Annotated in this window: 21 protein-coding genes; 10 read left to right on the forward strand and 11 right to left on the reverse strand. The window is 71.4% G+C overall.

All coding sequences use genetic code 11. The features are described 5' to 3' along the window. Positions 1–106 precede the first annotated feature (106 nt). From ACWD5Q_RS28105 to ACWD5Q_RS28115, 3 genes are read right to left on the reverse strand one after another with little or no spacing between them, the layout of a single operon-like run. Entirely contained in the window at positions 107–2,290 is a 2,184-nt protein-coding gene (locus ACWD5Q_RS28105) for a SpoIIE family protein phosphatase (protein ID WP_451429852.1), read from the reverse strand. A gap of 40 nt (positions 2,291–2,330) precedes the next feature. After that, entirely contained in the window at positions 2,331–3,899 is a 1,569-nt protein-coding gene (gene glpK, locus ACWD5Q_RS28110) for a glycerol kinase GlpK (protein WP_451429853.1), read from the reverse strand. 40 nt (positions 3,900–3,939) lie between these two features. Next, positions 3,940–4,707 carry an IclR family transcriptional regulator gene (locus tag ACWD5Q_RS28115; protein WP_451429854.1) on the reverse strand — a complete coding sequence of 256 codons (768 nt, stop codon included), beginning with the start codon at positions 4,705–4,707 and terminating at the stop codon, positions 3,940–3,942. Between the two features lie 143 nt (positions 4,708–4,850). Between ACWD5Q_RS28115 and ACWD5Q_RS28120 the strand changes: the two genes are divergently transcribed. Continuing rightward, a complete protein-coding gene (locus ACWD5Q_RS28120) occupies positions 4,851–5,279 on the forward strand; it encodes an ATP-binding protein (RefSeq protein ID WP_451429855.1) in 429 nt (142 codons plus the stop codon). A gap of 30 nt (positions 5,280–5,309) precedes the next feature. On the opposite strand, the gene ACWD5Q_RS28125 is transcribed toward ACWD5Q_RS28120, so the two are convergent. Further along, positions 5,310–6,353: an amidohydrolase family protein gene (locus ACWD5Q_RS28125; RefSeq protein WP_451429856.1), complete on the reverse strand. Its 1,044-nt coding sequence runs from the start codon at positions 6,351–6,353 to the stop codon at positions 5,310–5,312. Between the two features lie 59 nt (positions 6,354–6,412). Beyond that, positions 6,413–8,008, reverse strand: coding sequence for an FAD-dependent oxidoreductase (locus tag ACWD5Q_RS28130; protein WP_451429885.1), 1,596 nt, complete (start codon positions 8,006–8,008; stop codon positions 6,413–6,415). Between ACWD5Q_RS28130 and ACWD5Q_RS28135 the strand changes: the two genes are divergently transcribed. Further along, positions 7,913–8,137 carry a hypothetical protein gene (locus ACWD5Q_RS28135; protein ID WP_451429888.1) on the forward strand — a complete coding sequence of 75 codons (225 nt, stop codon included), beginning with the start codon at positions 7,913–7,915 and terminating at the stop codon, positions 8,135–8,137. The genes ACWD5Q_RS28130 and ACWD5Q_RS28135 overlap by 96 nt on opposite strands. A 158-nt stretch (positions 8,138–8,295) precedes the next feature. Next, entirely contained in the window at positions 8,296–9,573 is a 1,278-nt protein-coding gene (locus tag ACWD5Q_RS28140; RefSeq protein WP_451429857.1) for a cytochrome P450 family protein, read from the forward strand. A gap of 43 nt (positions 9,574–9,616) precedes the next feature. Here the strand turns inward: ACWD5Q_RS28140 and ACWD5Q_RS28145 are convergent, their stop codons facing one another. After that, the gene (locus ACWD5Q_RS28145) at positions 9,617–10,297 is read right to left on the reverse strand and encodes a TMEM175 family protein (RefSeq protein WP_451429858.1); all 681 of its coding nucleotides are present in this window, start codon (positions 10,295–10,297) and stop codon (positions 9,617–9,619) included. A gap of 445 nt (positions 10,298–10,742) precedes the next feature. Beyond that, a complete protein-coding gene (locus ACWD5Q_RS28150) occupies positions 10,743–11,204 on the reverse strand; it encodes an STAS domain-containing protein (RefSeq protein ID WP_451429859.1) in 462 nt (153 codons plus the stop codon). Positions 11,205–11,742: 538 nt separating this feature from the next. Here ACWD5Q_RS28150 and ACWD5Q_RS28155 point away from each other — a divergent pair. Both ACWD5Q_RS28155 and ACWD5Q_RS28160 read left to right on the forward strand, forming a co-directional pair. After that, the gene (locus ACWD5Q_RS28155) at positions 11,743–12,840 is read left to right on the forward strand and encodes an alpha/beta hydrolase (protein WP_451429860.1); all 1,098 of its coding nucleotides are present in this window, start codon (positions 11,743–11,745) and stop codon (positions 12,838–12,840) included. 469 nt (positions 12,841–13,309) lie between these two features. Continuing rightward, the gene (locus ACWD5Q_RS28160; RefSeq protein ID WP_451429886.1) at positions 13,310–14,062 is read left to right on the forward strand and encodes an NPP1 family protein; all 753 of its coding nucleotides are present in this window, start codon (positions 13,310–13,312) and stop codon (positions 14,060–14,062) included. 74 nt (positions 14,063–14,136) lie between these two features. Here the strand turns inward: ACWD5Q_RS28160 and ACWD5Q_RS28165 are convergent, their stop codons facing one another. The 3 genes from ACWD5Q_RS28165 to ACWD5Q_RS28175 all read right to left on the reverse strand — a co-directional run bounded on the left by ACWD5Q_RS28165 (position 14,137) and on the right by ACWD5Q_RS28175 (position 18,098). Then, positions 14,137–15,498: an MFS transporter gene (locus ACWD5Q_RS28165; protein WP_451429861.1), complete on the reverse strand. Its 1,362-nt coding sequence runs from the start codon at positions 15,496–15,498 to the stop codon at positions 14,137–14,139. 117 nt (positions 15,499–15,615) lie between these two features. Further along, entirely contained in the window at positions 15,616–17,091 is a 1,476-nt protein-coding gene (locus ACWD5Q_RS28170; protein ID WP_451429862.1) for an NAD-dependent succinate-semialdehyde dehydrogenase, read from the reverse strand. 233 nt (positions 17,092–17,324) lie between these two features. Further along, positions 17,325–18,098, reverse strand: coding sequence for an IclR family transcriptional regulator (locus tag ACWD5Q_RS28175; protein WP_451429863.1), 774 nt, complete (start codon positions 18,096–18,098; stop codon positions 17,325–17,327). Positions 18,099–18,328: 230 nt separating this feature from the next. On the opposite strand from ACWD5Q_RS28175, the gene fae reads away from it, so the two are divergent. The 5 genes from fae (at position 18,329) to ACWD5Q_RS28200 (ending at position 23,734) form a co-directional block, all read left to right on the forward strand. Continuing rightward, positions 18,329–18,892 carry a formaldehyde-activating enzyme gene (fae, locus tag ACWD5Q_RS28180; protein ID WP_451429864.1) on the forward strand — a complete coding sequence of 188 codons (564 nt, stop codon included), beginning with the start codon at positions 18,329–18,331 and terminating at the stop codon, positions 18,890–18,892. Further along, positions 18,889–20,001: a mandelate racemase/muconate lactonizing enzyme family protein gene (locus tag ACWD5Q_RS28185; RefSeq protein WP_451429865.1), complete on the forward strand. Its 1,113-nt coding sequence runs from the start codon at positions 18,889–18,891 to the stop codon at positions 19,999–20,001. The genes fae and ACWD5Q_RS28185 overlap by 4 nt, the downstream gene beginning before the upstream one ends. Beyond that, positions 19,998–21,518 (forward strand): aldehyde dehydrogenase, encoded by a 1,521-nt coding sequence (locus ACWD5Q_RS28190; protein ID WP_451429866.1) that lies wholly within the window; start codon positions 19,998–20,000, stop codon positions 21,516–21,518. Before ACWD5Q_RS28185 ends, ACWD5Q_RS28190 begins: the two co-directional genes overlap by 4 nt. A 61-nt stretch (positions 21,519–21,579) precedes the next feature. Next, the gene (locus tag ACWD5Q_RS28195; RefSeq protein ID WP_451429867.1) at positions 21,580–22,518 is read left to right on the forward strand and encodes an NAD(P)-dependent oxidoreductase; all 939 of its coding nucleotides are present in this window, start codon (positions 21,580–21,582) and stop codon (positions 22,516–22,518) included. A 31-nt stretch (positions 22,519–22,549) separates the two neighbouring features. Further along, the gene (locus tag ACWD5Q_RS28200) at positions 22,550–23,734 is read left to right on the forward strand and encodes an iron-containing alcohol dehydrogenase family protein (RefSeq protein ID WP_451429868.1); all 1,185 of its coding nucleotides are present in this window, start codon (positions 22,550–22,552) and stop codon (positions 23,732–23,734) included. A gap of 261 nt (positions 23,735–23,995) precedes the next feature. Here ACWD5Q_RS28200 and ACWD5Q_RS28205 read toward each other — a convergent pair whose 3' ends face one another. Further along, complete coding sequence (locus tag ACWD5Q_RS28205; RefSeq protein ID WP_451429869.1) at positions 23,996–25,405, reverse strand: M1 family metallopeptidase; 1,410 nt, start codon at positions 25,403–25,405, stop codon at positions 23,996–23,998. Between the last annotated feature and the right edge of the window lie 20 nt (positions 25,406–25,425).

Here is a 25,425-nt window from a genome sequence, read left to right on the forward strand (position 1 = left end):
GGACCTCATCCATCTCCTCGGGTGTCATACCCGATACAAGATCACACGCTACCGATCAGACGGCAGTTGGGCTACCTAACGAAGCCCTACTAGGCACCACCGGACGTCAGGGCGCGGGTTCGGCGGTGGGCTGTGCTTCGACGTTCAGCAGGAGCAGGGCGGTGTCGTCGGTACGGTCGCCCGACGGCTGGGCCTGCGCGAGCATCGCGTCGGCGATGCCGTCCAGCGGGCCGCCGGCGTCGGAGAGCACGGCCGCGAGATCCGCGATGTTGACGTCGTGGTCCGTGCCGTGGGTCTCGATGAGTCCGTCGGTGTACACGGCCAGCAGGGTGCCGGGAGACAGGTCGACCTCCGTGGTGGGGTAGTCCGCCGCGGGGTCGACGCCGAGCAGGGGCCCCGGCGGCAGGTCGAGCACCTCACTGGGCCGGCCCGGGGGGCGCAGCAGGGGCGGGACGTGGCCGGCGGTCGCCAGGTCCGCGCAGTGGCGGGCCATGTCGATGTGCGCGTACAGACAACTGGTGAGCAGGTCCGGGTCGAGGTCGGTGAGCAGGCGGTTGGTGCGGGCGAGAACCTCGCCCGGGGTGGCGCCCGCGACGGCGTAGGCGTGGACGGCGGTGCGGACCTGGCCCATCAGCCCGGCGGCGCTGACGTCGTGGCCCTGGACGTCGCCGATGACGGCGGCGGCCTCCGTGCCGGAGAGCCGGATGAGGTCGTAGAAGTCGCCGCCGACGTCCATTCCGTGGCTGGCGGGCAGATAGCGGGCGGCCACCCGGAGTCCGGGTATGCGGGGCAGGGTGCGGGGCAGCAGACGGGCCTGGAGGCCTTCCGCCAGTTGCTGGGCGGCGTCGTACTGCCGGGCCCGGTCCAGGGCCTGGGCGATCAGGGCGCCGAGGGAGGTCAGAGTCGTGCGTTCCTGGAGGCTGAAGTCGTGCGGGTGTTCATAGCCGACCACGCACATGCCGACGGCCCGCCCGGAGACCATGAGCGGCAGCCACGCCCACGCGCCCATGCCGTCGTCGATGTCGGCGCCCTGGGGATGGACCGCCCGCAACTCCTCCCGGTCGGCGAAGAAGGACGGCACCCCCTCGTTCAGCTTCCAGGACGGCGCGCCGGCGGTCAGCCCCGGCACGGTGGCGCCGGAGACGAGGGGGGCGTGGTCGATGCCGTCCAGCACCTGAGGGTTGAGGCCGCGGTGGCCGACGACCCGTACCCGCCCCGCCTCCGCGACGAGCAGGGCGAAGGCCTGCGCGCGCAGAGAGAGCACGAGGTGGTCGGCCACCAGGTCGACGACCTGACGTACGGAGGCCGCTTCGGCCAGAGCGCCGGACAGGCGCATCAGGTGGGAGAGCGCGTCCAGGCGGGTGAGGCCCGTCACCGCTTCCGTGCCGGCGGGTTCCGGGCTCTCCGGCACGAACACGTCGTCCACGGGGGTGATGCGCACGCTCACGCCGGTGCGGTCCGGGTAGAGCTGGAACCGCAGCCGCCCGCCGAGGGGCGGTTGCGCCGTGAAGGAGGTCGGCAGCCGTTGGGCGACCGCGCTCCGGTGCCGGTTCTCGTAGAGCGTGAGGTCGAACCATGGCACCGCCTCCCAGAGCCGGGTGCCCAGCAGATGCGGGACGCTCAGGCCCAGCAGCCCGGCCGCGGTGGGGTCGACGAAGGTGATCCGGCCGCGGGGGTCGAGCCGGCAGCCCCCTTCGGGCAGGGAGGCCACGAGGTCGGCGGCGGCTCGGGCCTCGCCCGGCGCCACGGGTTCGGTGGGCGGCAGCGGCAGAAAGCGCGGCTCGGGTCCCGGGACGAGGCGGTTCCCGGCAGCGGCGGCCCCCTGCAGTACCCAGGCGATGCAGTGGCCCGCGGTGGCGAGGCGGCGCCGGGCGTCCTCGCCGGGTCCGGGACCGCGCCGCGGGACCAGCACCAGGAGGGCACCCCAGACCGCGGAGGGGGTGACGAGCGGGGCCACCGCGGCGCCGCGGGGATACGGCGAGAGGGCGAGGTGGCGCGGGTGGCCGTACGCCGGTTCCTCCCCGTCCCCGGAACCGGTCCACACCGGTTGCCGGCGGTGGATCGCCTCGGCCACGGGGTCCCCGGGGTTGTCGGTCACCCGGATACGGCGCGGCGGTCCCATGAACTCCGGGGGCAGCCCGACGCTCACGTCCAGGGTCAGGGCGTCCCCACCGGGGTCGAGGAGGACGAGCGCCCCGGCGTGCGCGCCCAGGCTGTCCACCGTCCGGGCCAGCATGTGATCCAGCAGGTCCCGGACGGTGGCCGTCCGCACGTCCTCGCCTCTGCCCATCCGCTGCGCTCACTTCGCGGAAAGTACCTCTTCCTGCATGCTAGGCGCGCCTCCGGCGTCCCGCGCCGTGCCGCCTCGGCGCCCCGCCGGGCGCGTCAAGAGTGCTTCGGGGCCGGACCCAGCCCAGGGAGCGCTCGACGGCCCGCTGCCAGCACTCGTGCTCCCACTCCCGCCGTTCGGGGTCCATGTCCGGCACCCACTTGCCGGCCATGTGCCAGTTGCGGCGCAGGACCTCCAGGTCCGGCCAGTAGGTGGCCGCGAGCCCGGCGGCGTAGGCCGCGCCGAGGGAGACCGTCTCGGCGACCATCGGCCGGACCACGGGCACGTCGAGCACATCGGCCAGGAACTGCATCAGCAGGTTGTTGGCCGTCATGCCGCCGTCCACCTTGAGCTGCCGCAGGGCGAGGGAGGAGTCGGAGTTCATGGCGTCGACGACCTCCCGGGTCTGCCAGCCGGTCGCCTCCAGCACGGCTCGGGCCAGGTGGCCCTTGGTGATGTAGGAGGTGAGGCCGACGATGACACCGCGGGCGTCGCTGCGCCAGTGCGGCGCGAACAGGCCCGAGAACGCGGGGACGATGTAGCAGCCGCCGTTGTCCTCGACGGAGCGCGCCAGGGTCTCTATCTCGGGCGCGCTGTTGATCAGGCCCAGCCGGTCGCGAAACCACTGGACGAGCGAGCCGGTGACCGCGATGGGGCCCTCCAGGGCGTAGACCGTGGGCTGGTTCGCGATCTTGTACGCGACGGTGGTGAGCAGCCCGTGCCGGGAGCGTACGACCTCGGTACCGGTGTTCATCAGCAGGAAGCTGCCGGTCCCGTAGGTGCATTTCGCCTCGCCGGGCGAGAAGCAGGTCTGTCCGAACAGGGCCGCCTGCTGATCGCCCAGGGCGGCCGAGATGCGCACGCCCGGGAGCACCGAGCGGGCCTCGCCGTAGATCTCGGCCGAGGCCCGGATCTCCGGCAGCATCGGCCGCGGCACCCCGAAGAAGTCCATCAGCTCCCGGTCCCAGGCCAGGGTCCGGATGTTGATGAGCATGGTCCGGCTGGCGTTGGTGGCGTCGGTGATGTGCAGGCCGCCGTCCGCGCCGCCGGTGAGATTCCAGATCAGCCAGGTCTCCATGGTGCCGAAGAGCACCTCACCGTCCTGGGCGCGGCGTTCCAGCCCGTCGACGTGGTCGAAGAGCCAGCGGATCCGGGGCGCGCAGAAGTAGGTCGAGGGAGGCAGACAGCAGCGTTCGAGGAAGAACTCGTCCCCCGGCCGCTCCCTCAGCCCGTCGACCAGGGCAGCGGTGCGGGTGTCCTGCCAGACGATCGCCCTGCCGAGCGGAACCCCGGTCCGCGGGTCCCACAGGACCGTGGTCTCCCGCTGGTTGGCGATGCCGATGGCGGCGATCTGTGCGACGTCGACACCGGCGTTCGACAGCGCCTCCGGGACGATGCGCTGCAGATTGCGCCAGATCTCCACGGCATCGTGCTCGACCCAGCCGGGCCGGGGGAAGTACTGCTGGTGTTCCCGCTGGGCGACCGACACCAACCGACCCCGGTGGTCGAACAGGATGCATCGTGTGGATGTGGTGCCCTGGTCGATGGACATCACATACCGTTCAACCATGACTGGGCCTGCCTTCCGATGCGTCGTGGCGGTGCGGGACCTACCAGCGGGCCGCGCCGAGATCTCTGGAAATCGCGCGTGAGGCCTCCCGGAGCAAGGTGATGAGGGCCGGCTGGGGCTGTCCTTGGGTGTCACAGATCCGCTCGACCGGTCCCGAGACGCCGATCGCTCCGACGACGAGACCGCCCTGTCCCCGGATCGGCGCGGCGGCCCCGGCTTCGCCCATGCTCATCTCCTGTACCTCGGCGCCCCAGCCGAGGTCCCGGATCTCGGCGAGCGAGCGCTTGAGGTCGGCGGGGGAGACCACGGTGTGCCGGGTGTACGCCTCCAGGCCGGCTTCCAGCAGCGGGTCGACGGGGGCGGCCCCGAAGGCCAGCAGGACCTTGCCGAGCGAGGAGGCGTGCAGGGGCAGCAGTGCTCCGACGTCCAGGGTCTGGAGGGTGTCGTCCGGGCGGAAGACGTGGTGGACGACGAGCACCCTGCCCTCCAGCGGCGTGCCCAGCCGGACGGCCTCCCCGCTGCGGGCGGCCAGGGCGTCGGCCCAGTTGATGGAACGGGACCGCAGTTCGTTGACGTCCAGGTAGCTGGTGCCGAGGTGCAGCAGTGCGGCCCCGAGCTGGTACTTTCCCGTGGCTTCGTCCTGTTCCACGAAGTCCACGTGCTGCAGGGTGCGCAGAATGCCGTGAGCGGTGCCCTTGGCCAGTCCGAGCGACGTGGCGACCTCGCCCAGTCCCAGACGTCCGGGGCCGCCGGCGAGCAGACGCAGGATCGCCGCCGCCCGTTCTATCGACTGGACCGGGCCGGCCATGAAGCGATCATAGTCCGGTTTGTCGCGATCCACATGCCGTTCGGTAATGCCGACCGCTATTCATTGACGCCGTGGGTTTATCTCCCTAACGTGCGCTGACGTCCGTTTTCCAACCGGTCGCGCATTCCGGGAGAGGAGGGCCCATGGCAGCAGCGCAGCTCGATGCCGCGCCACGCGAGGGCGTCGAATACGTGTTTCCGCTGCCCCGCGCCCCGAGGGCCGTCTCGGTCGTGCGGCGACGCGTGTGCACACTCCTCGCCCCCCTGAGCCTGACCACCGACGCCGCCGAGAACGTGCTTCTCGTGGTGTCGGAGCTGCTCACCAACGCCCTGGTGCACGCGTTGCCCCCGGCGACGCTGCGGCTCTCCCAGGTGCTGGTGGACGGGCGCGGCGCCGTACGCGTCGAGGTGACCGACAAGGGGCCTGCCATAGCGGCCGGGGTCCCGGGCCGGCCCGTCGACCCGGACGAGCACGGCCGGGGTCTCGCCATCGTGACCATGCTGTCGGCGCGGTGCGGTGTCCAGGTGGACCCGGGCGGGACCTGCCGGTGGGCGGAGGTGCCCGCCGGGTGAGCGCGACAGGTGCGGCGGCGTCGCGGGCGCTCAGGCGCTCCGGGTGCGGCCCGCGGCGAGCGCCGGCAGCAGACGGTGGGCGTTGTCGCGGTTGATGCGACGGCGTTGATCGTCGTCGAGGGCCGGGTCGTCGTCGAGCGCGGGCGCGGTCACCCCGGTGACCAGGCGGGAGGGGGTGGGGGGCCAGTCGCTGCCGTACAGGATTCTGGACGGTCCGACGGCGGCCAGCAGGCTCGGCGTGGCGGACGGGGACATGGGGCCGGCGGTGTCGTAGTAGAAACGGTGCAGGTAGTCGCGTACCCGGGCGGGTTCCACCGCCGGTGACAGATGGTGACTGAACACTTCCAGACGGCTTGCGATGTACGGCAGGAAACCGCCCCCGTGCGGCAGGATGAAGGTGAGATTCGGGTAGCGGTCCAGCGTTCCGTTGACGATGAGGCTGAGGGCCGCCCGGGTGGTGTCCATCAGGAAGTCGCACAGGAACGGCGGCACACCTTCCAGCTCCGCGTTCCCCCCGGGGACCTCCATGGGGTGGGTGCTGATCACGGCCGAGCGTTCGTTGAGTTCCGCGAGGATCGCGTCCTGGGCCGGATGCCCGAGATACACCCCTCGCATGCTGGTGCGCACGCTGACTCCGACCGCCCCGAGGTCGTCCATGCCGTGGTTGACCGACCAGAGCGAGAGCTCCGGGCTGTCGAGAAAGACGGGGGTGTAGAACGCGAAGCGGCCGGGGTGGCTGCGGACGAGGCCACTCGCGGCCTGGAGGGCGACACGTGCGCTCTCCTTGCGGATCTCCGGCTCCCTCAGGCGCCCCAGCATGGCGACGGTGAGCACACTGGTCCGGATGCCCGCCCCGTCCATCAGCGCGAGGGCGCTGCCGAGGTCCCACCGCGTCCACGGGGGCAGGCTTCCGCGCCGGACGATGTCGTTCTTCTCCGCCCAGTCGATCCACTCCGGCGCGGTGTAGTGGTGGTGTACGTCCACCCGTGCCCGGCGCGCGTCGGCGTCCGCCGGCGTGCCGTCGTCCTCGCCGGCCACCGGGGCCGCGCCTGTCGCCGTGTGCAGTGGTGTCATGGGCGGGCCCCGTTCCTGTGGTCGCGTCAGAAGGGTTGTGCCTGTGGGCGGTCGGTGCGTCAGCGCCCGAGGACCTGACGAAGAACACCGGTCAGCGTCTCTTCCCCGTCCGTCGGCCGGGCATCGGCCCGCCAGGCGACGAATCCGTCCGGCCGTACGAGGACGGCGCCTTCCGGTGTCGTGCCGTGCACCGAGGCCCAGTCCGCGCCGTCACCGGTGTCCAGGTCGTATGCCGCGCCCCGGCCGACGGTGTACGCCTCGAGCGGTACGTTGAGCAGCGTGCCCACCGTGCGGGCGGCCTCGCGCCAGTTCGGACGTCCGCTCAGCAGGACGAAGGAGCGCTCGTACATGTCGATGGTGGAGACCGTCTCCCCGTCGCGCGTGACCCACATGTGCGGCGCGCGGGTGCCGGGGTCGGCGCGCAGGCACAGGGTGTCCTGGATGAGGGGCTCGTCCGTCGGCGCACCGACCACCGCGCCGGAGACGTACCGGTACCCGAGCGCCGTGGTCATCAGGTCGGCGGCGTCGTTCGACGCCGTCCTCGCGGAGTAGCCGGGATGCTGCTCACGAGCCGCCTGCACCGTGGCCCGGGCGCTGGTGATCTGGGCCACCGGCCGGCGTTCGACCTCGTAGCTGTCCAGCAGCGCGGGACCGGCCCAGCCGCGCAGTACCGCGGCGATCTTCCAGGCGAGATTGTGCGCGTCCTGGATGCCGGTGTTGGAGCCGAACGCGCCGGTCGGCGGCATCTCGTGAACGGAGTCGCCCATGAGGAAGACGCGTCCGTCCCGGTAGCTGTTCGCGACGCGGTCCGCCGCGTGCCATGGCGCCCTGCCCGTGATCTCGACGTCCAGGTCACGCACCCCCGCCGCGGCCCGGATGTGCTCGATGCACCGGTCGTCGGTGAAGTACTCCATGGTCTGCCCGCGCTCGGGGAACCAGGGCACGTGGAACACCCACTGCTCCTCGTTGTCCACGGGCAGCAGCACTCCCTCGCCCGCGGGATCGGTGACGTAACACACCACGAAGAGCTGGTCCCCCGTCACCTCACGCAGCTTCTTGCTGCGGAAGGTGACGCTGATGTTGTGGAACAGGTCCCCGGATCCCGAGTGTTCGATACCGAGCCGCTGGCGCACCGGACTGCGGGGACCGTCGGCGGCGAGGAGGAAGTCCGTGTGCACCGTGTGGGTCCGGCCGGAGGCCCGGTCCTGCACGACGGCCCGCACCCCGTCCGCGTCCTGGGTGAAGGACAGCAGTTCCGTGCTGAAGCGCACGTCCCCGCCCAGGTCCCGGGCGCCGTCCAGCAGCACCGGTTCCAGATCGTTCTGGCTGCAGGCGCAGCGGACCGTCGAGCACAGATCGGCCTCGGGCGGCCTGCCCGTGATCCGCGCCGAGAGCCAGCGCTGGTTGCCGCTGTGCAGCGTGTCCACCTGGAGAATCCCGTGGTTCCGCGACAGGGTGGCCGCGGCCTTCCGGATGTCCGGTTCGAGACCGGCGGTCCGGAACAGTTCCATCGTCCGCATGTTGTTGCCACGGCCACGCGGATGTGCGGACGTGGCCGCATGACGCTCGACGACCCGATGCCGAATGCCGAGGCGTCCGAGAAAAACGGAAGCGGACAGACCGACGAGCGATCCCCCGACGACCAGAACGGGCACGTAGTCGTTCCCGCGATCTTCCATCGCGTGTTCTCCTCTGCGGTCAGCATCTCCGTAACACGGCGGCCGGGGGCTTCCGTGGCTCACGCCCTGTACTTTTGCCACACCGTGGTGAGCGATACGCAGTAATCACTCGTACAGCGGCAGGAACTTCCGTCGGACGCCCGGTACGTGGCCAGTCGGGCGAATCGCGTTTACGGTCGGGAGGCGACCGGGGAATGGTTGACCGAACGTCGCAGACCTGCTGTCCCGTGGCCGGGGCGGGATCCTTCAGAAAGGCCGGGAGAATGACTCAGCTCGACGAACGGGACACCACCGACGCCACCGCACAGGCGATCTCGGCGGCATCACGCGGCACGGCCGCGTACCGCAGCGACCCGTATCCGGTCTACGCACGCCTGCGCGAGTCGGCGCCGGTGTGCCCGATTTCCCCGCCGCACGGGGTGAGCACCTACCTGATCACCCGGTACGACGACGCCAAGGCCGCGCTGACGGACCCGCGCATCAGCAAGGACATGTACGCGGCCATCGATGCGTACCACACCATTTTCGGTGACTCGTCCGTCGCCCTCGACGACAACATGCTCTTCTCGGACCCACCCAAGCACACCCGGCTGCGCCGCATCGTCAACAGCGCGTTCAGCCCGCGCCGTATCGAATCCCTGCGTCCGCGCATTCAGGAGATCGCCGACGAACTGCTGGCGCGCTGTTCCACCGATGCGCCCGTCGACCTGCTGCCGTCCTTCGCTTTTCCACTGCCGCTCATCGTCATCTGTGAACTCATCGGAATTCCCGAGGAGGATCGGGAGGACGTTCAGAAGTGGTGCGCCGTTGTGGCGCGTACCGGGTTCAGCAAAGCGGACAAGGAAAAGCTGGCGGTGGCCGAGGGGGCGCTGCGGGACTATTTCGTCGACCTCATCGCGCGGAAGCGCCGGGAGACGACCGACGACCTCCTCGGCGCGCTGATCCGGACGCAGGACGAGCAGGGGGCCATGAACGACGGCGAGTTGCTGTCGACGCTGTGGGTGCTGGTCTTCGCGGGGCACAAGACGACCGCGTACCTCATCGGCAACGCCGTCTTCAACCTGCTGACCCATCGCGATCAGCTGCGGGAGGTCCTCGCCGATCCCGAGCTCCTGCCGAACGCGATCGAGGAGGTGATCCGCTACGAGGGCTCGGTGGAGAACGCCACGTTCCGGCATGCCCTCGAGGACATCACCATCAGGGACACGGTCATTCCCAAGGGCGCTCTCGTGCAGGTCGCGGTGGCCTCCGCGAACCGGGACCCGGAGAGGTTCGAGGCGCCGGACACCTTCGATGTGAAACGCCAGGGGCTGCAGAGCGCGCATCTCGGCTTCGGCAGCGGTCCGCACTACTGCCTCGGTGCGCCGCTGGCCAGGATGGAGATGCGGATCGCGCTGACCACACTGTTCGAGAGGTTCCCGGACATCGATCTCGTGGCTCCCGCCCACGAGGCGGAGTGGCTCAAGGTTCCGTTCCCCGCGTTCCGGGGCCTGGAGAAACTGCCCGTCGTCCTGGACCCGTCACGGGTCCTCGACCGCTGAGACCGGTGCGCGAACGGACGATCGCAGCGAGCCCTACGGCCCCTCACTCCTGGTGGCGCCGCTGGTCGGCCGCGCCGCCCACGATGGGCAGACCCTCACTGGTCACGAAGTAGAACACCGGGAGGATGAGGAACACCGCGAGGGCCAGCAGCGGGGTGACCAGCACCCCGACCGCGCCCGCGAGAGCGTAGGCCAGCGCCCCGGCCCAGGAGCGCAGCAGGCCGTGGCGCACATAGCTGGGCTCCACGTCCTGCGCCAGGAGCTCGGGACGCCGGGCGAGCCGCTGGTAGAAGGCGACCCAGCTCAGGCACATCGCCGCGGCGAGCCCCGCGTAGAGGGCCACGGCGACCCGCGCGTCGGCGCCCTGCGTGTCGGCCCGCAGTGCGTCGGCGACCACAGCCGTGGGGAAGGAGAGGGCCCCGGTGGTGAACAGCAGGAACAGGTTCGCCGCGTGCAGGCTGCGGTCCATGCCGGAGATCCGGACGAACGCCTGGTGGTGGTTGAGCCAGATGACCGCCACATAGCTGAAGGAGGCGAAGTAGCCGAGGTAGGCCGGCCACTGGTCGATCAGGGCGCGGCCCAGGCCGCCCGGCTGGTGCGGCGGGTCGTCGAGGCCGAGCACCAGGAGGGTGACGGCGATGGCGAACACGCCGTCGCTGAACGCTTCGGCACGCGTGGTCTCTGAGCGGGAGAACTTGCCTCCGCGTATGCGGGGACCGGGCACATCGGCTCCTGACGGGGTCGATCACTGGGCGGTTGGGTACCGAAGGGCGGGCTTCGGCTCCGAGCGGCACCAAGGAGGCGTACGCCACAGGGAGCGCCGATGGCCACCATGGTGGAGGGGACCGGGAGCACGCCCTTCCCGGACATCTTCCAAGGACCCGCGCATCGCGACCCTACCTGTTCCGCCCGGGGAACGCCGTCAGCCCTGGCCTGAAAGGCCGGAACCAGGCTTTACGATCCTGGTGGCCGACTACTCGGCCGGAACCGCGCGGGCTTCCGAGATCCACCCTGCCCTTGACAGCCAATCAGCGTCGTACGAGGGTCTCCAGACACAGGACAGGCGGAAACCGGGGCGCCGGATGAGCGCTCGACGCGTCGGTCCTCTGCACGTCGTCCCATCGATCGACGGCACCGGCCGAGGCCGCCCGGACCGACGGAGCGCCACGTCAGATGACGGGTCCTCGGACGGCCGCTGCCGAAGAGCGACGCGACCAGGGACCTTGCGCGGATCGCCGGGCCGCATGGGGACGTGAGAGCGTCGCGGGAGGGGTGCGGCAGTCGACGACGTACCGCCGGTGCCCCGCGTCCTGCGGCGCTGCGCCGGCGACCGGCTCCGCAGCCGTCACATTGAGCCGCTGGTCCGTGGAGGTGAGACGGAAGATCCTCCGGTGGACCGGACGGCTGCACCGCACCCGCAGGCAGGCCTGCCCGCGCTCCAGATACGCCCGGGTACGCAGGAGAAGCCCGACGACGCTCGAGTCCATGAAGTCCACATGGTCCAGGTCGACCTCCAGCAGTCTGCACCCGTCCGCGGCGAGGTCTCGGAGCGCGCGCTCGAGTAACGGAGCCGACGCGATGTCGATCTCGCCGAGCACGCTGACGCTGATGCGGGGGCACTGTGGGGGCATGACTCTTCTCCTGATGTGTTGCAGTGCGGGCGACGGGCGCCGAGGCGCGCACGACAGCGCGCGGCGCCGGTCTGCCCGGCGACGGGGGCGGCAACCACCGAGGACGAGCCGCACCCGTCGAAGCCGGCCCGAAGGCACGGGCGACGAACGGCCGGCCGGGCGGGGCCGTCGGCCGCGCTCCGAGGGGGGAACGCGGCGCCACCGGGACCATCATCTGCCACGCCACGTCGTATCTGTGCCGCTGACCCGTACTTCTGTTGCCTGATCGTGCACGGTCCGCCCGCGCGAACCACGGGTCTCCCCCGGGGTCGGACAGGAGTGCGCTCATAGCAAAGGAGCCGTACACGACCGGACATAAGCCGATTCCGCCCACTCCTACCGTTGAGACAGCGCGAACCGGACACCCGCGGCTGCCGACACGGCGGCCCGGTGGTTCGCGTGCCTGCTCACGTCTTCCCACGGATTCCCACGGAGTGCCGGCCTCCCCGGTCGCGGCCCGGGGAATGCGTGGCGCGACTCGTCTCTTCGGGAGAACGACATGTCACACAGCCGTCTGCATCGAGCTGCGCGCTGGTCCGCGCTCGCGGCTGCCTCCACTCTCGTCATCGGCTCGGCCGTCACCGCCGAGGCACTGACGGGCTCCACGGCCCCCACCGCCGGCGTCAGCAGCCAGGACTGGCACACCAAGGTGGTCCTCGAGCACGACGCCCAGGTTTTCGCCGATGCCGCGGCCAAGACCCCCCCGATCTACACCCTCTCGTACAGCGACGCGCGCAAGGCGCTGGACAACCTTCAGTCGGGGCCCGTGTCGCTGCCGCCGGCCGACATCTCCCACCGGGTCCTCCCTGTCGGACCCACCGGAAAGGTGACCGTGCGGATCGTCCGCCCGAAGGGGGCCACCGGCAAGCTCCCCGCGGTGATGTACCTCCACGGCGGCGGCTGGGTGCTGGGCGACGAGAAGACGCACGACCGCCTGGTCCGTGAGATCGCGAACCGCGCCCACGCCGCGGTGATCTTCGTGGACTACACCCCGTCGCCCGAGGCCCGCTTCCCCATCGCCATCGAGCAGGCGTACGCCGCCACGCAGTGGGTGGCGCGGCACGGCAGCGACATCAACGTCGACAGCTCCCGCATCGCCATCGCCGGCGACAGCGTCGGCGGCAACATGTCCGCCGCCCTGACGCTGATGGCCAAGGAGCGCGGCGGCCCCCACCTGGCCGGCCAGGCGCTCTTCTACCCGGTCACCAACGCCAACTTCAACACCGGTTCCTACCGGGAGTTCGCGAACGGCCCCTGGCTCACCCGCAAGTCCATGCAGTGGTTCTGGGACGCCTACGCGCCCGACACCGCGTCGCGCAAGCAGATCCTGGCCTCGCCGCTGCGCGCCAGCCTCAACCAGCTCAAGGGGCTGCCGAAGGCCCTGGTCATCACGGACGAGGCCGATGTGCTGCGCGACGAGGGTGAGGCGTACGCCGCCAAGCTCCGCGCCGCCGGCAACGACGTGACCGCGGTCCGGTACGAGGGCGTGGTCCACGACTTCATGATGCTCAACGCCCTCGCGAAGACCAACGCGGCCCAGGCCGCGACCGCGCAGGCCGGCGAGTTCCTCCGGTCGGTCCTGCACAACGGTTCGTGACGCACGCGCCGGTCGGCAGGGCCGCAGGTCCGGGCCCGGCCGACCGGCGCCGCCCTGGCGCGGGGGACCGCCGTGCTCCGCCCGCCGTGGCCCGCTGACGGGCGGCCCGCTTCCTGTGTCTCGTGGTTGATCGCTCCAACTGTTCGGGCGGCGTCCTCGATCACGGCGCGATCCGCGGTTCACCTCGCACCCGTTCGAACGTCCCTCGCACTTCCGGGACTTGAGTCCGAAGCTCGAACTGTGCGCGGTGGACGAGGAGTTCAGAGATCCGACTGTCAAAGTTCCATCACGCGACTCGCCTTGCCGGTCCAGTCCTTGCGAGAATCTCGACGCCCGGCACACGCGCTCGCCGGCGTACCCCGGGAACACTTCCGTCGTCATGAGTCCGCAGGGAGTTGACGTGCGCAACCCGGTACCCCCCACAGCACCGCACAGCACAACGGCCTTTGGCCGCAGGTCCTCGCGGCGGCTGCGCCGTTCCGTGCTCGCGAGTGCCCTGGCCGCCCTCGCGCTGGTCGTGGCGCTGCCCACGAACGCCGATGCCAGCGTTCTGCAGTTGCTGCCCCAGAACGCCGACGGCCTGGAGCAGACCTTCTCCCCCGCCTATGACTACGACGGCGACGGCTGCTACGCCACGGCGGCCATCGGCAGCGACGGCACCATCAACCCCGGCCTGAAGCTGGGCGGCGACGTCAACGGGCACTGCCACGACTACGCCCAGCTGGCCAACGCGAACACGTACTCGCGCGAGAAGTGCAACAACGGCTGGTGCGCCGTCATGTACGCCAGTTACTTCGAGAAGGACCAGGCCACGCTCGGGCCCGCGGCCATCGGCCACACCCACGACTGGGAGCACGTCGTGGTGTGGATCAACAACAACCAGGTCGAGTACGTCTCGGTGTCGCAGCACACCAGTTACCAGGTGGCCGCGCGTTCGTCGGTGCGCTTCGACGGGACCCACCCGAAGATCGTCTACCACAAGGACGGCATCTCGACGCACGACTTCCGCTTCGCCAACACCAATGACGAACCGCCGGAGAACGTCACGGGGGGCTGGTTCTACCCGCGCCTGGTGGGCTGGAACGGCTACCCGGCCGGCTTCCGCGACAAGCTCCTGAGCGCCGACTTCGGCGCGGCCACCATCAAGATCAAGGACGGCGACTTCCAGTACGCGCTCGCGCACTCCATGCCGTCCGGGATCCCGTTCGACCCGAACGCCTGACGCTGAATCCCCGCGGGGCGGCCCGGTCCGGATCGGACCGGGCCGCCCCGCGGCCTCGTTCCCGCGGCGTCCGCTCAGGCGACCGGTTCGCGGGCCGTCCGGGCCGCCTTGGCCAGGTCCAGGTCCGTGGTCTCGGGCGCCAGGAACTGCGAGACCAGACCGCCGACGGCGAGTACACCCGCGCCGATGAAGAGAACGAAGCGGGCGCCGAAGTGCTCCAGGCCCATCGGGAGCAGGAAGGTGCCGACAGCGGCTCCGACGCGGCTCATGGCGGTCGCGAAGCCGACGCCCGTGGCGCGCAGCGAGGTGGGGAACACCTCCAGCGGATAGACGGCGGTCAGTGCGCTGGAGGCCGCGTTGAGGAAGATGAAGAAGAGGAAGCCGCCCACGATGACCGGGGTGGAGGTCGGCCACACGGCGACCAGCGCGAGAGCGCCGGCCGTGATCCAGAACGGCGGGATCAGCAGCTTGCGGCGGCCGATCCGGTCCACGACCAGACAGCCCACGGTGACACCGGCGACGGCGGTGAAGGAGTAGACGAGCAGGGCCGCGACCGCGTTGTCGCCCATGTGGAGGGCGTCGAAGACCTGGGTCCAGAAGGTGCCGATCGCGAAGTACGGCAGCACGAGCGCGGCCCAGAAGACGCTGGCGAACACCGTGCTGCGGAGGTGCCTACGGCTGAACAGGGAGCGGAATCCCGCCCGCCCGTCCTCGGCGCACTCGTCGAGTTCGGCCCTCACGTCGACCTCGATGCCGTACTTGGCGATGAGTTCCTCGGCCTCCTCGCGGCGGCCCCTGCTGAGCAGCCAGCGCGCCGACTCCGGGATGCCCCCGCGCAGTGCCACGCACACCACGGCGATGACCGCGCTGCTGGCCAGGGACCAGCGCCAGCCGCCCTGGACGTCCGCGAACAGGGCGCCGACGACCGTGGCCAGCGCGTAGCCGACGTACCAGCTGATCTCCAGGCTGGCCAGCAGCCGGCCCCGGCCCTTCCGCGGCGCGTACTCCGACAGCAGCGGCGCGCCGATGGCGTACTCACCGCCGATCGCCACACCCATCACCAGCCGGATGAGGAAGAGCTGCATCCCGTCGGTGACGAAGAACTGGAGCAGCGAGCCGACCAGGAAGATGAGCATGTCGGCGAGGAACACCGGACGCCGGCCGAACCGGTCGGCGAGCCGCCCGAAGAGCGGGCCGCCGACGAAGATGCCGATGAGCGGCGAGGCGCCGACGAGCCCCTCCATCACGGTCGACAGGTGGAGGTCGGTGGTCAGGGCGGCCATCGCCATGCCGATGCCGCCGATGATGTAGCCGTCGATGCCCTCGCCTATCTGGGTGGCCAGCTTCAGCTTGGTGTGCAGGCGGCGGCGTACGCGCAGCAGGTCGGGTGTCGGCGGAGTGCCGAACTGGGGTTCGGTCGCAGGCGTCGTTGCCATGAGCGGTCCTTGTCTGTTCGGTGTCCGGGCCGGCCGGGCTGGGGCCCGGGGCCGGGTCAGGGCATGGCGGGGAGGGCTCAAGCTGGGGGCGTGGGGGACGTACGAAGGGGCGGGGAGTCAGGCGGGCCAGTCGAGGGCGATGTACTGGGTCTCCAGGAACGCCTCGATGCCTTCGCGGCCGCCTTCCCGGCCTAGGCCGGACTGCTTGACGCCGCCGAAGGGCGCGGCGGGGTCGGACAGCAGTCCACGGTTGAGGCCGACCATGCCGGCCTCCAGGCGTTCGGCGAGGCGCAGCGCGCGGCCGACGTCGCGGGAGTACACGTACGAGGCCAGGCCGTGGACGGTGGCGTTGGCGCGTGCGAGGACCTCGTCCTCGTCGGTGAAGGTGGTGAGCGGGGCGACGGGGCCGAAGACCTCCTCGTGGAGGATGCGGGCGTCGTCGGGGACGTCGGTGAGCACCATGGCGGGATGGAAGTGGCCGGGGCCGTCGGGGACCGTGCCCTGCGCGGCGATCCGCGCGCCGCGGGCGAGCGCGTCGTCGACCAGGGAGCGGATCTTCTCGACCGCCACCCGGTTGATCATGGGACCGAGGGTGACACCCTCCTCCATGCCGGGTCCGGTGCGCACGGCGGCCATGGCGGCGCCGAACTTCGCCGTGAACTCGGCGGCGACGTCGGCGTGGACGTAGAACCGGTTGGCGGCGATGCAGACCTCGCCGCCGCCGCGCATCTTGGCGTCCATCGCGCCGTGCACGGCGGCGTCCACATCGGCGTCGGCGCAGACGACGAAGGGCGCGTTCCCGCCGAGTTCCATGGTCACGTTGACGACGTTCGCCGCGGCCTGTTCGAGGAGCAGCCTGCCGGTGGCGGTGGAGCCGGTGAAGGAGAACTTGCGGACCCGCTCGTCGCCGAGCCAGGTCGACACGACCTCGGGGGCGCGGTCGGTGGGCAGGACGTTCAGCAGCCCGTCGGGCAGTCCGGCCTCGGCGAGCAGGGCGGCCACCGCGAGGGCGGTGAGCGGGGTCTCCGGGGCCGGCTTGAGCAGGACGGGGCAGCCGGCCGCGAGTGCCGGGGCGATCTTGCGGGTGGCCATGGCGGCCGGGAAGTTCCAGGGCGTGACGAACGCGGTGACGCCGACCGGGTGCCTGCGCACGACATGCCGGAAGCCGCCTGCGGGGGCGTCGCCGAAGGAGGAGCCGATGCGGACGGCCTCCTCGGCGAACCAGCGGAAGAACTCGGCCGCGTAGCCGACCTCGGCCGCCGCGTCCCGGTAGGCCTTGCCGTTCTCCCGCACGATCAGGGCGGCGAGCGGGTCGGCGTGCTCCCGCATCAGCCGGAAGGCGTCGTGCAGGATCTCCGAGCGGCGCCGGGGCGGCGTCGCACGCCAGGCGGCCGCGGCGGCCTGCGCCGCCTCGATCGCGGCGCGGGCATCGTCGGGACCCGCCGCGGACACCTCGCGCACGAGGTCCCCGGTGGCCGGGTCGTACACGGGGCAGGTCCGTCCGTCGGCGGCCGGACGCCAGCGGCCGCCGATGTACACATCGCCGTCGGCGAGCGGGGCCTTGGCGAGGGTGTCGATGCCGACGAGGTTCATGAGCTGCTCTTTTCTCCGTTCGGACCGGGGCTCGTCCGATGCGCGGTGAATTTACGAGCGCGGCATACGGCGGACAAGGCCAGGTCGCCGGATCGCAACGGGGGTTGCTGTCAGGGCAACTCGACGATCACTGCGCGGCGGTACGGGGCGAGCGGACACCGCGCTGCTGAACGCACGGGGGAGGCGGGGTTTTCCCGGGCCGGGGACGCTTGAGCAGGTCCGGTCCTCGCCGGTCACGCACGCCGTGGCTCCCAGCCCAGCAGCGCCGAAACGCGGGCCGCGGCCCGGGCCGTCGTGCGGCCCGCTTCGTCGAGGCGGTCGCCGAGCCGGACCTTGGGCGCGGAGATGTTGAGGGCCGCGACGACCCGGCCGCGGAAGTCGCGCACCGGGGCGGAGACCCCGACGAGACCGGCCTCGAACTCCTCGCTGACGCGTGCGTAGCCCAGCCGTCTGGCCACCTGGATGAGCGTCCACAGCTCGGGGACCGGCATCTCGCCCGTGGTGCCGAAGCGGACGTACAGCTCGTCCGGAGTGGCGTCGGCCAGCAGGACCCGGCCGGCGGACGTCTGCCAGGCGGGCACCCCGCGGCCCTCCCAGCCGTGGACGCGGAAGGAGTGACCGGAGACCGACAGCAGGGTCAGGATCTCCTGGTCGCTGAGCACACAGAGATGGCTGGTCTCCTCCAGGTCCGCGGACAGGGCGTGCATGACGGGCTCGGCCACCCGCACCAGGCGGCTCTCCGAGGTGCGGGCCACGAGGGAGAACAGGCGCCAGCCCAGGCGGTACTCCAGTGTGTCGGGGTCGCGCTCGACGATCCCCTCGGCGGCGAGGGCCTTCAGAGCACGGGAGACCTGGGTCTTCTCACGTCCCACCAGGTGGGCGAGACGCACGACGCCGAGGCCGCCGGTGGTCTGTGCCTCGTCGGAGGCGAGGGCCTCCAGCAGGTCGATGTCCCGGCGCAGGCCATGACCCCGCGAGGCGGAGGAGGTGTCCGTCACGCGCGCCATCCTAGGCCCGCGACGCTGGGAAGGAACCCCAGGTCAGCGGTCGAGTTGTCAGGAGAGCAACCGGCGTTTCGATTCCCGCGACCACCTTGCGAGGGGGTGGCGGCGGACCTAGATTCACCGCATCGGGACGGATGAACTGCACCGAATGCGAGGTCCATCCGGAATTCCCGTCGCATCCGGGTTCCCCAGGGAGCCCGCGCCACCCATGGTCCAGGAGTTCAGGAGTTCCGATGTCCTCCCCCTTCGCGGCCACCGCGCTGATCGGCGAGTCCTTCGTCGGCGACGGCGCCAACGCCGCCCACACGAACGTCGTGATCGGCCGCAAGGGCGGCCCGGTCGAGACGGCGTGGGCCACCGCGCTGGCCACGCCGAGCAGCGGACATGTGCCCTTCATGACGGTCGTACGCCCGTCGGTGCCGGTCAGGCCGCTGACCCTGTTCGTGAACAAGGCCGCCGCCGGCAGCGATCTCCATGAGCGCGCCACCTGGGGAAGCGCACAGGCGGGCCTGGCCCAGGGTGTGCTCGACGCGGTGGCACAGGGCCTGATCCCGGCCGCGGAGGCCGACGACGTGCTGGTCATCGCCGCGGTGTGGGTCAACCCGGCGGTCCATGACCTGGACGCCTGCTTCCGCAACCAGCGGGCCGCCGCGTACGGCGCGGTCCGCGCGGCCGTGACCGGGACGCCGTCGGTCTTCGACGCCCTGGCCGCGGCCGAGAAGGGTCCGGCGAACCCGTTCTACACGCCCTCCCCCGAGGTGCTCGCCGCGTCGGCGCCCGAGGCGGATGCCCGATGAAGATCACCGACATCACCCTGGACCGGCTCCGACTGGAACTGGATCCGCCCTTCCACGCCGCCTGGGACCCCGAGCCGCGCCGCCACTTCGACGCCACGATCGTCCGCGTGCACACCGACGAGGGGATCACCGGCATCGGCTCCGGCGACCTCATGGACGGCTTCGCCACCTACAAGCACCTGTTCGTCGGCGAGGACCCGCTCGACATCACCCGGCATGTCAGGGCGATCGAGACCGCCAACTTCCACGGCGCCCACTACTGGCCGCTGGAGGCGGCCCTGTGGGACGTCATCGGCAAGGTGCACGGCCGGCCGGTCTCCGAGTTGTTCGGCAACGCGGCGAAGAAGCTGCCCGCGTACGCCTCGTCCGGAGAGCTGAAGTCGCCGCAGGAGCGGGTCGCGACGGCACGGAAGGTGCGCGAGGCGGGCTTCCGGGCCATGAAGATCCGCATCGACCGGGACCGCGTCGACGAGGGCATCGCAGCGGTCCGGGCCGTCCGGGAGGAACTGGGCGACGACTTCGACATCATGGTCGACCTCAACCAGTCCTGGCGGATGGCGGGTGACACCGCGAACGCCTCCGACCTCGCCAAGACCCGCAAGATCATCGCCCGGCTCGCCGAACTCGACGTGTTCTGGGTGGAGGAGCCGCTGCCCTACGCGGATCTGGACGGCTTCAAGCGGCTGCGGGCCGAGAACCCGGGCGTGCGGATCGCGGCCGGCGAGATGCACCACTCCCCCACCGAGCTGCTCCGCTACCTCGAAGAGGACGCCCTCGACATCTACCAGATGGACGTAGTGCTCGCGATCGGCATGCACCGCGCCCGCACCCTGGCCGAACTCGCCCAGCTGAAGCACCGCCAGTTCACCCCGCACAGCTGGACGAACGGCATCGGCGTCCTCGCCAACCTGCATGTCGCGGCGGGCGTCGGCGCCGGTCCCTACTTCGAATTCCCCTACGACCCGCCCGGCTGGACCCCCGAGCGCCGCGACTTCATGCTCGCCGAACCCGTGCAGGTGAACGCCGAGGGCTGTCTCGAAGTGCCGGACAGGCCCGGTCTCGGCATCGAACTGGACGAGGACGCGATCGACCGCTGGAGGGTCAAGTGACCGACACCATCGAGGAACTGCTGACCCGCTCCCACGACGAGTGGCGGGCCGCGGCCGGCGAACTCGCCTTCGAGACCCGCCCGTTCATCGACGGCACCTTCACCGATGCCACCTCCGGCGACAGCTTCCCCAGCGTGTCGCCCCGCGACGGCTCGGTCCTGGGCAAGGTGCAGGCCGCCTCCGCCGAGGACGTCGACCGGGCCGTCCGGTCGGCCCGTACCGCCTTCGAGGACGGACGCTGGCGCGACCTCGCGCCCAAGGAGCGCAAGCGCGTCCTGCTGCGCTGGGCGGATCTGATCCGCGCGAACGCCGAGGAACTGGCCCTCCTCGACACCCTGGAGATGGGCAAACCCATCACGGAGTCGCTGCGCGTGGACGTGGCCAAGGCCGCGGAGACCATCGCCTGGTACGCCGAGGCCATCGACAAGACCTACGACGAGATCGCACCGACCCCGGCGGACGCGCTCGCGCTGATCACCCGGGAACCCCTCGGCGTGATCGGCGTGGTCGTGCCCTGGAACTACGCGCTGCTGATCGCCAGTTGGAAACTGGGGCCCGCGCTCGCCACGGGAAACAGCGTGGTGCTGAAGCCGGCCGAGCAGACCTCGCTCGCCGCGCTCCGGCTGGCCGCGCTCGCCACCGAGGCGGGGCTGCCCGACGGCGTCCTCAACGTGGTCCCGGGGCGGGGCGAGGTCGCCGGGCAGGCACTCGGCCGCCATCCGGACGTCGACAAGATCGCCTTCACCGGCTCGGCGGCGGTGGCCCGGCTCTTCCAGGTGTACGCGGGCGAGTCCAACGGCAAGCAGGTCGCCGTCGAGGCGGGCGGCAAGTCGCCGCAACTCGTCCTGGCCGACGCGGACATCGAGGCCGCCGCCTCGGCCGTGGCCTGGGGCATCTTCTACAACGCGGGGCAGACCTGCAACGCGGGATCACGGGTCGTCGTACACGCCCGTGTCAAGGAACGGCTGCTGGAGGCCGTGCGCCGGATCACCGCCGACACCTTCCGCGTCGGCGACCCGCTCGACCCGGCCACCGTGATGGGACCGATCGTCGACGAGACCCAGCTCGCCAAGGTCCTCGGCTATATCGAGCGCGGCACCCGGGACGGCGCGACCGTGCTGCTCGGCGGCGGCCGCACACTGGCCGAGACGGGTGGCAGCTACGTCGAACCCACCATTCTCGACGGAGTCGAGAACACCTCCGTCGTCGGCCAGGAGGAGATCTTCGGGCCGGTCCTGGCGGTGGTGTCCTACGACGGCGACGTCGACGAGGGCGTACGGCTCGCCAACGAGAGCGACTTCGGTCTCGTGGCCTCGGTGTGGACACGGGACGTCACCGTGGCCCACCGCACCGCGAGGCGGCTGCGGGCCGGCACGGTCTGGATCAACACCTTCGACGCCAGCGACGTCATCACGCCGTTCGGCGGCTTCAAGGCCACCGGCGCGGGCCGCGACAAGTCCCTGCACGCGCTGGACGCGTACACCGCGCTCAAGACCACCTGGATCAACCTCGCCTGATCCGCGACCCGTTCGGGTCGGGCACCCCTTCGTCTCTTCTCCGACAGCAACGAGGACACTGATGAGGATCGGTTTCATCGGCCTGGGCAACATGGGGAACCCCATGGCCCGCCATCTGGTCCAGGCGGGACACCTGGTCACCGTGCACGACACCCGGCCCGAGGCCGCCGCCGACCATCTCGCGCTCGGCGCCCGCTGGGCCGACTCCCCCGCCGACTGCGCACGCAACGCCGAGTTCCTGATCACCATGCTGCCCAACCCGCGCATCGTCGAGGACGTGCTGCTGCGCGGCGGGGCGGCCCAGGCCCTGCCCGCGGGCGCGCTGTGGATAGACATGTCGACCTCGACGCCCGCGGCGGCGGAGCGGGTCGCGGCCGAGGTCCTCAACGCCCGGGCCGTGCGCCGGCTCGATGCACCGGTCAGCGGTATGGCCCGGGGCGCCGAGGCCGGCAGCCTGCAGATCTTCGTGGGCGGCGACGACGACGACTTCCGTCGCGCCCTGCCCGTCCTTCAGGTCATGGGCGACCCGGAGCGCATCCTGCACGTCGGGCCGCTCGGCGCGGGCTATACCGTCAAGCTGATGATCAATCTGCTCTGGTTCAGCCACCTGGTCGCCACCTCGGAGGTCCTCGCCATGGGCGTGAAGGCCGGGGTCGACCTGGGAGTGCTGCGCAGCGCGCTGCTGGCGAGCCCGGCCGCCTCCCACTTCCTCGAGCACGACATCCTGTGCGTCCTCGCCGACGGCGACTACGACGACTCCTTCGCCATGGCCCTCGCCTGCAAGGACCTCGGGCTCGCCGTCGACCTGGGCCGCGACCTCGGCGTGTCCACCGAGCTGTCCGCGCTCGTCGAGCAGATCTACCGGCGCTCCAAGGCCCAGCACGGCGACCGCGCGGGCGAGATGAGCCCGGTCCGCCTCTACGAGACCCTCGCGGGGCAGGAGTTCCGCCTGCCGAACCCGGCGGCGGCCACACCGGCCACCACGGCAGTCACGGTCTGAACCGGTCCGCAGCACTCAGGAGCCGCATCCCATGACCTCTCCCCAGCGCGACAGCCTCGCCACCGCGTCGCTGAGCATCGATCCCCCCGGCCGCGTCGAGTTCGGGCCCGGGCGCATCGGCCTGCTGCCCGAACTGATCGCGACGACCGGCCACGCCCGCGCCTTCGTCGTCACGGACCGGGGGCTGCGCGCCGCCGGTGTCGTCGAACGCGTCCTCAAGATCCTCGACAGCGCGGGCATCGAGTACGCGGTCCACGACGAGGTGGCGCCCAACCCGTCCACGGGCAACGTCGACGCGGGCGCCGCACGGGCCCGCGCCTTCGGTGCCGCCGCCATCGTCGCGCTCGGCGGCGGTTCGGTGCTGGACGCGGCCAAGGGCATCTCCCTGCTGGTCGGCAACCCGGACGCGACCGCCGCCGACGCCGACCGTCTGTGGGAGGCGTCGGAGGGTCTGCCGATCGTCGCCGTCCCGACCACCTCCGGCACGGGCGCGGAGACCAACGGCTTCGGCGTCATCGAGGACACCGAGGCCTGCCGGAAGGTCTACATCGGTCACCCCTCGGTCAAGCCGCGCGTCGCCCTCCTCGATCCGGAGCTGACGCTCGGCCTGCCCGCCCCGGCCACCGCCGCGACCGGCATCGACGCGCTGGTCCACGGCATCGAGTCGCTCGCCTCGCGGGGCGCGAACCCGTTCTCCGTCGCGTACGCCACCCAGGCCGTGACCATGGTGAGCCGCGCCCTGCCCGTCGCGCACCGGGACGGCTCGGACCTCGAGGCGCGCGCCGAGCTGATGATGGGCGCGCACCTCGCGGGCCAGGCCCTGACCCTCTCCGGACTCGGCCTCGTGCACGGCATCGGTCACGCGATCACCGCGCACACCGGCACCCCGCACGGGGTGGCCCTCGCCGCCGTCCTCGAGGAGGTCATGGAGTTCAGCGCGCCCGCCGCGCAGGGCGCGTACGAGCAGGTGGCCCGGGCGATGCGCCTCGCACCGCCGGCCGGCGGCGACTGGGCCGGGGCCGCGGTGTCGGCCGTACGGGAGATCTCCGGGGCGCTGGACATCAAGCGACCGCTGCGCGAGCTGGGCGCCGACCGTGCGCTGCTGCCGGCCATCGCGGCCGGCGCGGTCGCCGACGCCGTGACCAAGAACGCGCCGCGGCTGCCGGACGAGTCCGAGGTACTGGAGATCCTGACCCGGACGTACGACCGACCCTGACCCCGGGAGCCGGGCCGAGGTGTTGCCGCGCGGCAACGCGTCGGCCCGGCCGGGGAGACGCGTCAGCGTCGGGACGGGGAAGCGGAGTTGGTTCCCCGGGGCGCGCGTGTCACCGTCGTCCCGGTCGGGGCGCGCTCCCCGACACCTCCTTCGTGGCCCCGAGCGCGGGGCTCCCGGCCTCCGGGCCGGCATGACCTCCGCCCCCTGTCGACCAGGCCGGGCCGGGGTCCGTTCATCCGGGCCGGTGTCCGCGTCCGCGGATCACACGGACCCCGCGTTGCTCGGCGGATACGGCGGGCGCTGCGGCACCACGGCCGCCTGGGACGGCAACGGCGGCAGTGCCGGCTCCTCCACCCACGCGGTGAACAGATCGTCCAGGGACCGGCCCGCGCACCGCGCGGCGTGCGTGGTGAAGGCGCCGGTCGTCACGATCCCGCCCCGGTGCACGGCCGCCCAGCTCCGCAGCATCCGGTGGAACGCCTCGTCGCCCAGCGCACCGCGCACCGCGTGCAGCACGAGGCCGCCGCGTTCGTAGAGCCGGTCGTCGAACATCCGCTTGCGGCCCGGGTCGGACAGCCGCAGGTCCTGCGGCAGCGAGGACAGCTTCCGGTGGGCCGTCGCGGCCAGTTGCGCGGCCGTGGGGCCTCCCGACCGCTCCGACCAGAGCCACTCCGCGTACTTCGCGAAGCCCTCGTTGAGCCAGATGTGCCGCCAGTCGGCGACGGACACGCTGTTGCCGAACCACTGGTGCGCCAGCTCGTGCGCCACCAGCCGCTCCGAACCCCTCGCGCCGTCCACGTGGTTGGAGCCGAACAGCGACAACCCCTGCGCCTCCACGGGGACATCCAGCTCCTCCTCGGTCACCACCACCGCGTACTCGCCGAACGGGTAGGGCCCGAAGAGCTCCTGGAACAGCTCCATCATGGCGGGCTGGCGCGCGAAGTCCCGGGAGAACTGCGGGAGCAGGCGCGCGGGAAGGTGCCCGTACTGCGGCACACCGCCCTCGCCCGGATCGCCGAGCAGCACCGTCTGGTACTTGCCGATCGCGAGTCCGACCAGATAGCTGGAGGTCGGTGCCGGCTGCTCGTAGACCCATGTGGTGGTCGACGCCTTCGTCGTACGCGTCAGCAGGCGCCCGCCCGCCACCACCGAGTAGGCCGACGGCGTGGTCACCGAGATCTGGTACGACGCCTTGTCCGCCGGGCGGTCGTTGCACGGGTACCAGGACGGCGCCCCGATCGGCTGGCTCGCCACCAGTGCCCCGTCCTCCAGCTCCTCCCAGCCGATCCCGCCCCAGGGGCTGGTGACCGGCTTCGGATTGCCCGACCAGTGGACCTCGACGGTGAACGCGGCACCCGCCCGGACCGGCTTCGGCGGGCGGATGCGCAGCCGGCCGCCGCGGTGCGTGTAGCGCGGCGCCCGGCCGTCGACGCTGATCCGGCCTATGCGGAAGTCGGCCAGGTTGAGCTGGAACTCGGTGAGCGGGGCCCCGCCCGCTATCGCACCCAGCCGGGCCGTCCCGGCGAGCCGGTTGGGGCCGGGGCGGTAGTCCAGCGTGAGCTCGTAGCGGTTGACCCGGTAGCGGGGGTCGCCGTTGTCGGGGAAGTACGGGTCCGCTTCCACCCTCTGCTGCGGGCTCACTGCTGCGTCTGCTCCCTGCGCTGTGCTCATACGTCGTGCCGGTGTCCCTG

This window comes from Streptomyces sp. NPDC002513 (assembly GCF_053595355.1).